This window comes from Legionella nigrisilvae (assembly GCF_977063395.2).
Genome location: NZ_CDRUGZ020000027.1, coordinates 514887 through 528563 on the forward strand (window position 1 = coordinate 514887; position 13677 = coordinate 528563).

Here is a 13677-nt window from a genome sequence, read left to right on the forward strand (position 1 = left end):
TTTTATCGGTGAAATTAGAAAGAGCTCCTTCTAAATGGAAAAGAAGGAGCAAAGAGGATGACTCAAGACATGCACTGTAATTCGGGGTAATTTTGCAAAATTACTTTATACAAATTCCGGTTTGCTTTAATAATCTCGTCACCGAGTCTAGACTTAGGATTTCCCTCCCCTCCCTTACCATTTAAAGCAACTACAGTAGTCACATTATTGCAGGGTTGCCAAAAATACATGACCCGAAACCCTAAGGTACTGCCTTTATACACCCAAAAACGTTGCTTCAGATCTTTATCGTAAAGATATCCCACACCCAAGCCAAATCCAGAAGGATCGTTTTCTGTCACTGTAGGAATAGTTTTTCCTGTTTTCATTGATACAACAGACTCTAATTCGGCTAGAATCCGCTCTCTGAAAATCGGCTTAATTAATGTGCCATGATAAAGCTGTTGAACCCACCGAGCGACATCTTCAGTTGTACCCACAATGGCACCCGCAGCTCCAGCCCAAGAGAGATCATTACTTAAAGTATCAATTAGTTTATTCTCTGCTTCATCATAAAAATATCCATGAACTCTCCGAGCCTCAATCGATTTTCCTAGAGACTGACCATCAGGCCCAGCCAAATAAAACATATCATTTAAACCGTTTTGAGAATTAAGAATTCGCAATTTTAATTGGTTGGCAAAAGTATCATTGGTTACTTTTTCTATAACTAAAGCAGCTAAAATATAATTAGAGTTTGAATATTCAAAAAGATTTCCCTTTTTCGTCTCAAGTGGTTTTTCCGGATGGGCATACTTAAGTAACTCTTCATCAGTCCAAACGGCATCCAAATGAGACTCCATTTTCTTAGAAAATTCATCATCTGCAGAGTAATTGGGGATCCTGCTGGTCATGTTTAATAGCTGTCTTAAAGTGACATTTTTCCAATTAGGATATTGTGGTAACCATGTTCCTAAATGATCATCTAAAGACAATTTATTTTCAGTTTGCAATTGCAGAATAATCAACGCCGTAAATGATTTAGTAATACTACCAATATCAAATAAATTGCTTGGAGTAATAGGTTGGGATAGAGGAGGATATCCCATAGTCCCGTGCAACACCGTTTTGATTTCTTTTTGGTAATTGGTTTGATTCTGAGGAATTAAAACAGAGGCTGCAATAGCAGTGAATTTTTCTTTTTGATTGTACTTTGTATAATAATCATCAATTACGTTCTGTAATTGAGCTGTAATATTAGAAGTTGCCTCTGAAGCAGCGAACAATATTGGCGAAATCAAAGAAGGAATTAAGCCTAACCCCAGGAGTATTGATTTTAATTTCATAAGATACCATCCTTGTTACATAAAAAATTTCTCTCCTATTAATTCAGTATGTGATTTAATACGAGCTTACATCTGCAGGTTAATATTCTAAATCAACCTGCAGTCCATAAGTGGTTATCAGCTAGTTGCCTGTGCTCTAATTTTTAACTGTTCTAAAGCATTGTTAAGACGGGTTAATGCCCTTTCTTTGCCTAATAAAGTTAATGTCATATCAATAGATGGTGACATACTCGAGCCAGTTACGGCTACTCGTAAAGGTTGGGCTATCTTCCCCATATTGATATCAAATTTTGCACTGACATCATTAATGCATTCTTGTAAATGATCTTTTTCCCAGGAACTTATCTTGTGCAACTGCTCATAAAGTGCGGTCAATGGCTCCAGAATCACCGGACGTAAATGCTTTTTTACCGCAGCTTCATCGTACTCAATCGAATCAGTGAAAAAGTATAAACTCATTTGACACATTTCATTCAAGTTTTTGCACCGCTCAGCTTGAATAGAAACCAAATCAGTCAATTTAGGTCCATTGGATATATCAATTCCCGCCTGCTCAAAATGCCAACGCAAGGACTCAGCAACATCCTCAACTGGATCATTTTTTTGATAATGTTGATTTAACCAATATAATTTCTCATAGTTAAAACTGGAAACACCACGACTTACATTTTTCAAATCAAAGCGCTCGATCATTTCATTGATGCTGAAAATTTCTTGATCCCCATATGACCAGCCTAAACGAACTAAATAATTTAACAACGCATGGGGTAAAACACCTAATTCTTTAAATTGCAATACACTGACAGCACCATGCCTTTTAGACAAACGTTTACCATCTTCCCCTAAAATCATAGGCAAGTGAGCGAATACGGGGATAGAGGCGTTCAATGCCTGAAACAGATTAATTTGTCGTGGGGTATTGTTAATGTGATCATCCCCGCGAATTACATGGGTAATGTTCATGTCCGCATCATCGATAACCACAGCAAAATTATAGGTTGGATGGCCATCAGAACGCACCAAAATCAAATCATCCAACTCATTATTGGCTACATGAATTTCGCCATATACTTCATCGTGAAAGGATACAGTTCCGTGCTCCGGATTTTTAAAACGGATTACAAAAGGCTTATCCGATAAAGGCAAATTTTTATCTCGACAATGACCATCATAACGAGGTTTTTCTTTGGCAGCTAATTGTTCCGTTCGTAACGCTTCCAAACGTTCTTTGCTGCATTCACAACGATAAGCTTTTCCTTCGTCCAAAAATTGTTGCGCCACCTGGTTGTATCGCTCATAACGCGCCGTTTGATAATAAGGACCTTCAGCATAATCCATACCCAACCAAGCCATACCATCTAGAATAGCTTGCACCGATTCTTGAGTAGAACGTTCCTGATCGGTGTCCTCTATGCGCAAAATAAATTCACCATGATGGCGTTTTGCATAAAGCCATGAAAATAAAGCAGTTCTTACCCCACCTACATGTAAAAATCCAGTTGGGCTTGGTGCAAATCGGGTTCTAACAGTCATAATCTGTTCCACATTGTAAGGAATAAAATAATCGGGCTATAATAACTGACTTTGCAGCCTGGGTGAAGCAAGTCACTTGATATTGTACAATCATTTCAGGTTACACTATGCCCTACTCAGGCTAAAATATAAGTATTACTCGAACTATTGGTGAGTTATCTTGAAACGCATTGGTATTAAGTATCAACTGAGAATTACCACCCTAATTCCAGCCTTTCTAGTCGCCCTGCTCCTCGCTATTTTTTATAATGGACTATTTGGTAATGACTTAAAGCAACACATGTCCCGATTAGGAGAAGCGTATATCCGCCAACTATTACCTGCAGCACAATATGCTATGCTGCGGCGTGATGATCGTACTTTACAGGGTTTAATTAATGCATCCACCATCAATCCCGAAGTAATCGCACTTGCCTTTTACAGTAGTGATGGACAATTACTTGCATATCGCGGTGGAAAACACTCTTTGAATAAACCGTTTGATCCCCCTAAATTCACGGGAGATTACATTGAAAGCAAACAAATAAATCCTTTTACGATTAATTTTATTGCACCCGTTACTATTCCAAAATTCAATCTTTATTCCAGTTCCCCTTTCAAGAAGCTCTTAAGCCCCATGGCCACCCGGGCGGATGACATTCTAGGATGGTTATCCATCGATATTGATACGCGTTCTATGATAATAAAACGCTATCAAATGCTCATCGTTACCATCTTTATTACCTTATTTGGTTTGCTAATGGGACTAACCATTCACTATTTTCTTTCCAAACGTATTTATTTACCTATTTCCCGTTTACGTCGAAGTATGAAGCAAATTTTACGGAATGAATTTGAAACCGAAATTAAAACAACAAGTCCAGGTGAGTTAGGCATTATTGAGCAAGGTTGTGCTCATTTGCAAAAAAAATACCTCGAAACAATCCGGGATTTGAATCAACATATTGAAGTTGCTACTGAAGATTTACAACAAAGTCTCGAACTGCTGGAAGAAAAAAATATTGAACTCTCACTTGAAAAGAAGAAAATTGAAGAAAAAAGCCGGCAAAAATCAGAATTTATTGCCAATATGAGCCATGAAATCCGTACACCGATGAATGGAGTAATTGGATTCACCAATGTTTTATTGGAAAGCAAGCTTGATCCATTACAATTGGATTATGTAAAAACGATCAAAGCCTCTGCCCAAGATTTATTAGGAATAATTAACGACATTCTCGATTTTTCCAAAATCGATGCCGGAAAACTTCATCTAGATTGCATTCCGTTAAATATTCGTCACTGTATTGATGAAGTTCTTACTCTTGCAGCGCCCACTGCTCATAAAAAGGGAATTGATTTAATTCCTATAACCGATGTCAATGTACCCAAAATTATTTTAGGCGATCCTTTTAGGATCAAGCAATTTATTACTAATTTGGTGACCAATGCGGTTAAATTTACCGATCATGGTTATGTGTTAGTTCGCACAAAAGTAGAGCAAGAAACAGATAAGGATTACACTTTAAGTATCACAATTACCGATACAGGTCTGGGTATTTCTCCTGAGGATCAAAGTAAACTATTTACAGCCTTTAACCAGGCAGATACAAGCATTACGCGTCGATATGGCGGCTCGGGTCTTGGTTTGGTCATTTGCAAAAAACTTTGTGAAGAAATGCATGGCCGTATTTCTTTTACCAGTGAACTCAATAAAGGCTCAAGCTTTACTGCTCAGGTCAAAGTTGAAAAGCTGGCTGCTTATGAAATAGAAAAGAATCAAATACACCCCTTCGCTCAGTTTAAAATGTTGTGCTTTGATGATAATTCACTGCATTTAGAAGCGCTTTGTAATGGTTTAGGTTATTGGGGAATACAATGTGTCGCGGTCAACTCCTTTAATCGTCTTGCGAAGGCTCTCGAGAATAACAAAGACTGTAAAATTGCATTTCTCAATATTAACAAAGGCTATGAACAAAAAATTGGCAAACTAATCTCAGAACATAATTATTTCCCCTATGTATTGGTTTCTAAATGGCTTATTAATGATTATACCGCGCTTGGAGCTCAAGGATTTTTATATAAGCCAATTAGTATTCAAAAACTTCAAGATGTAATTGAATCGCTTACCAGCTTAGAAAATGTTGAAAAACCAACAAATCATGAATTGGATAGCCTAAGGGAGCAACTACGTTTTATGCGGCTTAATTTGCTCATTGCAGAAGATAATCCAGTGAACAAAATGCTTCTTAACTCGCTATTAGGTACTCATGCAAACATGACTGCGGTAGACGACGGTGAGATGGCTGTCTCGGCTTGTAATGACAAAAAGTATGATCTCATTTTACTTGACTTACAAATGCCTAAAATAAATGGATTAGAAGCGTCTCGGCTCATTCGTCAAAAATCACAACTTAATCGGCATACCCCCATTGTTTTAATCAGTGCAAATGGAAGAGATGTGAATAGTATTGACTTGAAAAAATCGGGCGTCGATTTTTGCTTGCAAAAACCTATTGATGAAAAACAATTACTCACCCAAATCATTCGAATCGCTGATAAAGCAAAACATGCTGCGATTGATTGGCAATTATGCGTACAGAAAGTTTCAGGAAATCAAGCGTTGGCAGAAGAGTTTCTTGCGCGTTTTGTGGAAGAATTACATCAGAACCGAGAAGAATTCATTCAATTAATGCATGATAAAAACATTAAAAAATTAGGAGAAGCGGCTCATAAACTTCATGGAGCATGTTGTTTTTCGGGCGTGCCAACATTACAGAAAAAAGTAGTTCATGTAGAAAAACTGGCTGCACATGCTGCTTCAATTGAAGAGTTGGCTACTCCTTTTGCAGAATTAATTCAAAGCATTGATGCAGTGATAAATGAATATGAAAATCAAAAAATAAGAATTTAAAAGTTTACTTGTCTCATTTGAACGTACATAGAAGTAAATGGAGATAAGCAATGACCTTTAACCAGGAGAAAGAATGACTATAAAAAATGCGATATATGCTCAATCTGGTGGTGTAACAGCTGTGATTAATGCCTCTGCATGTGGTGTGCTGCAAACTGCTCGGTTATATCCTCAACACATAGGCAAAGTATACGCCGCTAAAAATGGAATTATCGGTGCCTTACACGAAGAACTTATTGATACATCCCTTGAGAGTGATGCCGATATTGCCAAATTATTGCAAACACCTTCTGGAGCATTCGGTTCCTGTCGTTACAAACTTAAAGATGAAGGTGCAGAATATGAGCGTCTGATTGAAGTATTTAAAGCTCATAATATAGGTTATTTTTTCTATAATGGTGGTGGGGATTCACAGGATACAGCCCATAAGATATCGCAATTAGGGACAAAAATGGGATACCCAATTACGTGCATTGGAATACCCAAAACCGTTGATAATGATCTTCCTTATACCGATGCTTGCCCAGGGTTCGGTTCGGTCGCCAAATATGTAGCTATTTCAACCAAAGAGGCAGGTTTTGATGTGGCTTCTATGGCTGCCTCATCGACCAAAGTTTTTATTCTTGAAGTGATGGGACGTCATGCAGGATGGATTGCCGCAGCAAGCGGATTGGCCAGCCAACAACCTGATGAGCCTCCCCACATTATTTTATTGCCTGAAGTCCCTTTCCAACAGGCAAAATTCCTGAGTAAGGTTGATGAATGTGTCAAAACATATGGTTATTGTGTCATTGTCGTGTCAGAAGGAATTCGTAACACAGAAGGTAAATTCTTAAGTGATGCAGGACTTCGTGATGCATTCGGACATGCTCAATTAGGTGGTGTAGCACCAGTCATTGCTCAGCTCATCAAAACTGAACTCAATTATAAATACCACTGGGCCGTTGCAGATTATTTACAACGTGCTGCTCGTCATATCGCTTCAAAAGTGGATCTAGAACAAGCCTATGCGCTTGGCAAAGCTGCAGTAGAATATGCAATAAAAGGTGATAATGCCATCATGCCCATCATTATCCGTGAGCAAGATGAGCCCTACAAATGGTCTATTGGACAAGTACCATTGGCTAAGGTCGCAAACCAAGAAAAAGCGATGCCAGCAGAATATATCGGAACTGATGGTATGAGTATTACTGATGCGTGTAGAAAATACTTGTCTCCCTTAATTCAAGGAGAAGCATACCCGGACTACATTAATGGGTTACCTGATTATGTTCGTTTGAAAAATCAATTAGTCCCCAAAGTACTTAAATAAATTAAAAGAAAGCCTGGGTGTAGCGGCAGCTAAGTCCAGGTTGTCTTATGTTTGAATTGATCCGCTTTACAATCCCGTGCCCTATCTAATAATTTATTAAAAAGTCTCATTCTTAAATTAAGCAACCAACCATCACATCTGCTACAATTAAAATAAAGGCGAGTAAAGAGGACTTCCTTTTTTAGCCAGGGCAGGTTGTATTTGGCCTAAATGAGTTGTAAATTATTGATAAATGGCATTTTATTTGCATTTTTATCGTTGTACCAATCATTAGGAGCAGATAATGAAAGAAAAAGGCTTTACTTTAATTGAATTAATGATAGTGGTAGCAATAGTTGGTATTCTTGCAGCAATTGCTATCCCTGCATATCAGGATTACGTCGTTAGAGCTCGTGTGACAGAAGGATTAAGTCTCGCCTCCTCCGCAAAGACTACGATCTCTGAAAATGCTTCAACTGGTTCTGCTACCTTGGACTTAGGTTGGAGTGCACCCCCAGCTACAGCGAGTGTTGCAAGTGTTGCTGTTACACCAGCTACTGGTGTAATCACTGTCACTTATACAGCTCTAGCTAATAACGTTGTCTTAACTTTAACTCCCACAGCGAATGGGAACCCTCTGGTTGCCGGTACACCACCCACTGCACCAATTACCTGGGCTTGTGCGGTGAATAATGCCGCCAATAACCGATACGTTCCTGCAAACTGCAGAATTTAATCGTATCTTGTTTAAAAAGCCGCTTGATGGCGGCTTTTTTATTATAAATTAACTAAGAGTTGTATATGTCACGTAAGAATCGGATTGTAGAATTAGTAAATCAAGAATTCGTTCCTGTTTATTTAGATGTCGAAGATGAATCAGCGAATCATCATGTTCCTGAAGGGGCGCAAACTCATTTTAAGCTGACTGTTGTTTCTTCTCGATTTATTAATTTATCGCGAGTTGCACGACATAGAATGTTAAATCAATTGCTCAAAGAAGAATTTGATCATGGATTACATGCCTTAAGTATGCATTTATTTACTCCAGATGAATGGGAACGCAGAGGAAACATTGTTTTGATTTCCCCAGTATGTAAAGGTGGTTTAAATAAAGAAAATAAAAATCCGTAATTGTTTTAAGTACTCTTTAACGTCAAAATGAAAACGGCATATTTTTTGCTTTTTATTCATGAGGTTAGGAAACCTATTTTATAATCTAAAAGGATTGAAAATGAAAATAGAAGCATACAAAGCACAATTTTTCGAATTTACCGAACAAGCTATGAAATTACGCGATCATTGCAAATCAAAAAATGATTTACAACAAAAAATAACGAGGCTAAGCGGTAAAGCCGTGGAATTTTATAAAGAGAACAGCGATCACAGAGAATCCGATTATCAATTAAAAATAAAAATTTTTCTCGAATTCGATAATCTTTTAAAAACCATTAAAAGAGAGTGTTTATCTCCATCCAAAGAGAAAGGGAAATTCTTTGCATGTCCCAAACAAATAAAGGTGGATGAGTCTAATGAGAAAGTGTCCAGTTTGGATCACTCCATAACTCTATAATTTTAAAGATTATCGACAGGTTTTTAGCTATTGATACAACTTAAATTTTAACCGTCAAAAACCTGTCTATAGGAATATGATAAAAAAGATTCCACTTGTTCTGTGAAGATATAATATCTTCAGGAGTCGCTTACTTTACATAAAAGTAACAAAGGTTAACTCTTTATGATAAAATAAACAGTAACGTCCTTCACCAACTTCCTATATAATGCCTTGCATTTTAATAAGTCGTTTTAATTAATGAACAATTGGTCTTCTGAAAAAATATCTGTATTTGCTCTAATCTTACTCATTACGGGTGCAATTGACAGCATTAGAAATCTGCCGGGTACTGCCCTATTTGGCTCTTCATTAATTTTTTTCTTTATCTTTTCAGCAATTGTTTTTTTAATTCCTGTTGCGTTAGTAGCTGCTGAATTATCCTCTACATGGTCTGATGAAGAAGGTGGAATTTATAGTTGGGTAAAACATGCGTATGGCGAAAACTTAGCTTTTTTTACTATTTGGTTGCAATGGATCAATACATTAGTCTGGTACCCAACTATTTTATCCTTTATCGCAGGGGTGTTAGCTTATTTAATCAATCCTGAATTAGCCCAAAATAAATACTATCTCATCACAGTGATCTTAGTAATATTTTGGTCATTAACCCTAATCGCTTTATCTGGCTTACGCGCCTCAGCACACTTTGCTGGTCTTTGTGCCATATTGGGAATGATACTTCCTATGGGCTTTATTATTGTTTTAGCACTGATTTGGGTCCTTAAAGGAAATCCTATCGCAATAGATATGAGTTTTTCTCATTTAATACCGCACTGGAAAGACAGTCAATCCTGGGTATCGCTCACCGCAATTATGACTTCGTTCTTGGGTATGGAACTCGCTGCAGTCCATGTTCGTAACGTACATAAGCCACAAACTAATTTTCCGCGGGCAATGTTTTTCTCTGTGCTGCTCATTTTAACCACAATGATTTTTGGTTCTTTAGCTATCGCTTTCGTACTCCCAAAAGAAAAAATTAGTCTAATTGATGGGGTACTCCAAGCCTTTAATAACTTTTTTCAAGCTTATAATCTAGAATGGCTGTTGCCAATTCTTATCGCATTACTCCTCTTAGGAAGTTTAGGCAGTATGATTAATTGGATCATATCACCTGCTAAAGGTCTACTGATGGCAGCCAATCATAATTTTCTTCCCAAGTTTATGTGTCAATTAAATAAACGAGGCATGCCTTCGCGAATATTAATCATGCAGGCTATTTTAGTAACCCTTTTATGCAGTGGTTTTCTCCTATTTCCTAGTGTCAATGCCATCTATTGGTTATTTACTGCTCTAAGTACCGAACTCTACATCATGATGTATGTTCTCATGTTTATTGCAGCTTGGAAATTAAAAAGCAAGTACGCCCACCTTGAAAGACCTTTTGCGATCCCAGGGAAAAAATTAGGTTATTATTTGACATGTATTTTAGGCTTATGTGGATGTAGTATGACCCTAATCGTAGGTTTCATCCCGCCAATAGAATTTATGAACTTTGGTAGTGCCGCTCACTTTCGCCTGGTTTTTTCTTTAGGAATCCTCATGATGATGATCCCCGCATTTATACTGTACTGGCGTAAAAGATATCTCACTAATCATAAGACGGGCGTGGTTAAAGCGGAATCGGGTTTGAGATAGGATAAAAACCCACTCCGGTTCCGCTACGCTCCACCCATGCGACTTTATTCCTTTGTTATAGCTCATCCTTTTCTTCTAAGGGTATAACTCGAGCCTCATGCTCTAACATAACTGGAATATCATCGTGAATAGGAAAAGCCAGTCGATCAAATTTACAAATAAGTTCTTGCTTCTTTAGCAATAACTTTCCCTTACATAAAGGACACACTAATATTTCCAATAATTTTTTATCCACAAAATTTCTCCTATGAGCTTAAGTCACTTTATTCCGTACATATACAGGTTGCGCTTCAGCAGCTGAAAGCGGTTTTTGCCCAGAACTCTGAGCAAACTGAATCATGGCTGCTGCAGAAGGGTTGATGGTTATTTTATCACTGATGTGGGACTTAATTTCTGAAGTAAAATCATTCCAATATAGATCTATTCCCACTCCTGCAAGAATTACTGAGTGATTCTCAGGGAGGTGAAGCTCTTTAACTGGATTAACGTGCTCCCCTGCTTCCCACTGATTCTCAGCAAAATAAGCCCAATACACCTCATGCATACGTGCATCTAACACCGTCAATACCGATATATGGTTTGTTTGTTTTTGCTGGCGAACTGACCAAGCAATTGCGGCAAGGCTACTCACAGGAATCAATTGCAAGTCATTCGCATAAGCCAAACCTTTTGCAATACTGCATGCGATGCGTAAACCGGTAAAACTACCAGGGCCTCGACCAAATACTATGCCGTCTAGCTGATTCATTTGTAAACCAGCGTTCACCATCAACTTATCGATCATCGGTACAATAAATTGTGCATGTGTTTTTTGATTATTTTGTTCTTCACAAAATAACTCTTCCCCAGTAAACAAAGCCACGCTAGCAGTCTCTGTAGATGTATCAATCGCTAACAGTTTCATAATCCAGCTCTAATTCTTTAATAAAGTTAAGTACCTTTTGTTCATCGCGAGTTTTCGGTAATTGAGGTAAGCTGGCCAAAATACGACCACCGTAATCTCTACTGGTCAAGCGAGGGTCCGCAATCATTAGAACACCTTTATCTGTATTATCACGAATTAAACGTCCTACACCTTGCTTTAAAGCAATTACTGCTCCAGGTAAAGATAACTCGTCAAAACCCGACAGGCCTTTTTCCTTTAAATAAGCCATTCTCCCACGAACTACCGGATCCGCTGGGCTAGAAAAGGGTAATTTATCAATAATAACACATGAAAGAGCTTCACCTTTAACATCCACGCCTTCCCAAAAAGTAGCAGTCCCCAATAAAACGGCATTGCCCAATTGCCTAAAACGCTCAAGTAAAATGGGTTTTGCTTCGGTTCCCTGAATTAATAAGGGATATTTTAAAATATTGCCCATCATTTGAGCAACTTGTTTTAACGCTTTATGACTGGTAAACAGAACAAAGCAACGCCCGCCCAGAGCTTCAATTAGAGGAATAGCACGAGATACTAATAATTCATAATAAGTTGAATCCTTAGGATCAGGTAATCCTCTGGGTAAGTATAATAAGGCTTGTTGTCGATAATCAAAAGGACTCGGCAATAATAGAGTCTTGGCTTCAAACAATCCTAAAGGCTTACAAAAACAATCAAACGAATCTGCTATGGTTAAAGTTGCGGACGTAAATACATACGTACTGTCTTGGCGCTTGAGTAGCTCACTAAATGGTTCAGCCACATCATAAGGAGTAACATGAAAAACTAGCGTATGTTTAAAGCGCTCGAGCCAACGTATTTTATTATTACTATCTTGAGTAAAAAATAATAAGACCCGAGTTAACTCCAGCAAACGTTCTTTACAACGCGCAAGACCAGGGAATTCGGCAAGTGAGAGATCACTGAAGCACTCCAACACCTTGTCTTTTAATGCTAACCACTCATTCCACACACTCATAAATGATTTGTTATTTTTTAATTCTTCCCAGCTTATTCGATCATCTATTCCCGGCAAGCTAGTCAACAACTCATCCATTAACGTATCTGCTTTATGACTTAATGCTTTTAAAGGTTGATTTGCAAGATCTACAGCAGGCCATTCTTTAATAAGATCATCTAATAAATCACGAAATTGACGCGTGCCAATTCGCTCGCCATTAAAATGCGTGGCTATTTCAGCCAGCTGATGCGCCTCATCAAAAATAATTACATCCACACCCGGCAATAACTCTCCAAATCCCTCTTCTTTCAAGCGTGAATCAGCAAAAAAGAGATGATGATTTATAACGACTACATCCGCATCCAATGCACGTTTACGAGCCTTGAGCAAAAAACAGGTATCATGATTTGCGCATTCAATACCCAAACAATTATCTACAGTTGAAGTCACAAAAGGCCAAACCGGAGAGTCTTCACTTAACTCAGGTAATTCAGATCGATCACCGTTTTTCATTTGCGATAATTTACTGCGAACATGTGCGATTTCGTGGGCACATTGTGGGCTTTGAAATTGCCCTTCTTCAGAGTGCAACTCCACACGATATTGACATATATAATTCGATCGCCCTTTGAGATTTTGGATGCGCGCAGATAGGCCCAAAGCTCTTACTAAAGTGGGTAAATCTTTTTGATAGAGTTGATCTTGTAGTGTTTTGGTTGCTGTAGAAATTAGCGCTTTTTTTCCACTTAACAAACAAGGAAGTAGGTAGGCAAAAGTCTTACCAGTTCCAGTCCCTGCTTCAGCAATTAAAATTGACTTATCTTCAATTGCTGTAGCAATTGCTACAGCCAAATCGGACTGTGGCTTTCGCGCCACAAATCCAGGAATGGCAGTGGAAAGTCTTCCTTTTTCACTGAGATATTGCTGACAAGATTCAGCAAGCGAATTGATTTCTACCACTCTTTTTGTAAGTACTGAAGTTTATCCTTAACCTCTTCCCAATCCTTGGCGTCAGGCGGTCCATCTTTTTTAGCAGTAATATTAGGCCATGTTTTAGCCAGTTCCGCATTTAATTCTTTAAATTGCTGTTGTTCGGAAGTTAAATCATCTTCAGAAACAATTGCATTGACTGGACATTCAGGTTCGCACAACGCACAATCAATGCATTCATCAGGATGAATCACCAAAAAGTTCGGTCCCTCGTAAAAACAATCCACAGGACATACTTCAACACAATCAGTGTATTTGCACTTGATACAACTTTCTGTTACTACAAAAGTCATGATAACCCTTTCTTATACTGGAAATAGTCAATATTAAATCATAAAACAGACTATTTAAGATAGTAGTTTTCTTAGGAATTACATCCTCTCAAAGGCTTTTGATAAGCTAAAATACGGAACAACTTTTGTTATAAATTTTGAAAAGTCGAATTGATGCAATTATTGCCTGCCCTACTCATATTTCTTGAAAGACAAAGAGGACTATGTTGTAATTTTACGCAA

At 38.0% G+C, this 13677-nt stretch carries 12 protein-coding genes; 6 read left to right on the forward strand and 6 right to left on the reverse strand.

Annotated features, from left to right (window positions below; translation table 11 throughout):
* Window positions 1-62 precede the first annotated feature (62 nt).
* Window positions 63-1325: a serine hydrolase domain-containing protein gene (locus ACWTE2_RS19545; protein ID WP_454783976.1), complete on the reverse strand. Its 1263-nt coding sequence runs from the start codon at window positions 1323-1325 to the stop codon at window positions 63-65.
* 117 nt (window positions 1326-1442) lie between these two features.
* A complete protein-coding gene (gene gltX, locus ACWTE2_RS19550) occupies window positions 1443-2858 on the reverse strand; it encodes a glutamate--tRNA ligase (protein WP_182390958.1) in 1416 nt (471 codons plus the stop codon).
* Window positions 2859-3015: 157 nt separating this feature from the next.
* On the opposite strand from gltX, the gene letS reads away from it, so the two are divergent.
* From letS to ACWTE2_RS19580, 6 genes are all read left to right on the forward strand, one after another.
* Window positions 3016-5751 (forward strand): two-component system sensor histidine kinase LetS, encoded by a 2736-nt coding sequence (gene letS / locus ACWTE2_RS19555; protein ID WP_454784430.1) that lies wholly within the window; start codon window positions 3016-3018, stop codon window positions 5749-5751.
* Between the two features lie 73 nt (window positions 5752-5824).
* The gene (locus tag ACWTE2_RS19560; protein ID WP_182390959.1) at window positions 5825-7063 is read left to right on the forward strand and encodes a 6-phosphofructokinase; all 1239 of its coding nucleotides are present in this window, start codon (window positions 5825-5827) and stop codon (window positions 7061-7063) included.
* 283 nt (window positions 7064-7346) lie between these two features.
* Window positions 7347-7778 carry a pilin gene (locus ACWTE2_RS19565; RefSeq protein ID WP_454783977.1) on the forward strand — a complete coding sequence of 144 codons (432 nt, stop codon included), beginning with the start codon at window positions 7347-7349 and terminating at the stop codon, window positions 7776-7778.
* Window positions 7779-7843: 65 nt separating this feature from the next.
* Window positions 7844-8173: a BolA family protein gene (locus ACWTE2_RS19570; protein WP_454783978.1), complete on the forward strand. Its 330-nt coding sequence runs from the start codon at window positions 7844-7846 to the stop codon at window positions 8171-8173.
* A 100-nt stretch (window positions 8174-8273) separates the two neighbouring features.
* The gene (locus tag ACWTE2_RS19575) at window positions 8274-8612 is read left to right on the forward strand and encodes a hypothetical protein (RefSeq protein ID WP_454783979.1); all 339 of its coding nucleotides are present in this window, start codon (window positions 8274-8276) and stop codon (window positions 8610-8612) included.
* 240 nt (window positions 8613-8852) lie between these two features.
* Window positions 8853-10289 carry an APC family permease gene (locus tag ACWTE2_RS19580; RefSeq protein ID WP_454783980.1) on the forward strand — a complete coding sequence of 479 codons (1437 nt, stop codon included), beginning with the start codon at window positions 8853-8855 and terminating at the stop codon, window positions 10287-10289.
* Between the two features lie 55 nt (window positions 10290-10344).
* Here ACWTE2_RS19580 and ACWTE2_RS19585 read toward each other — a convergent pair whose 3' ends face one another.
* The 4 genes from ACWTE2_RS19585 to fdxA are packed head-to-tail and all read right to left on the reverse strand — an operon-like array spanning window position 10345 to window position 13455.
* Window positions 10345-10524, reverse strand: a complete 180-nt coding sequence (locus ACWTE2_RS19585; protein WP_182390963.1) for a Trm112 family protein — start codon at window positions 10522-10524, stop codon at window positions 10345-10347.
* Window positions 10525-10542: 18 nt separating this feature from the next.
* Window positions 10543-11193 carry a tRNA (adenosine(37)-N6)-threonylcarbamoyltransferase complex dimerization subunit type 1 TsaB gene (tsaB, locus tag ACWTE2_RS19590; RefSeq protein ID WP_454783981.1) on the reverse strand — a complete coding sequence of 217 codons (651 nt, stop codon included), beginning with the start codon at window positions 11191-11193 and terminating at the stop codon, window positions 10543-10545.
* Complete coding sequence (gene yoaA, locus ACWTE2_RS19595) at window positions 11174-13132, reverse strand: DNA repair helicase YoaA (protein ID WP_454783982.1); 1959 nt, start codon at window positions 13130-13132, stop codon at window positions 11174-11176. The genes tsaB and yoaA overlap by 20 nt, the downstream gene beginning before the upstream one ends.
* Entirely contained in the window at window positions 13126-13455 is a 330-nt protein-coding gene (gene fdxA, locus ACWTE2_RS19600) for a ferredoxin FdxA (protein WP_182390966.1), read from the reverse strand. The genes yoaA and fdxA overlap by 7 nt, the downstream gene beginning before the upstream one ends.
* Window positions 13456-13677 lie beyond the last annotated feature (222 nt).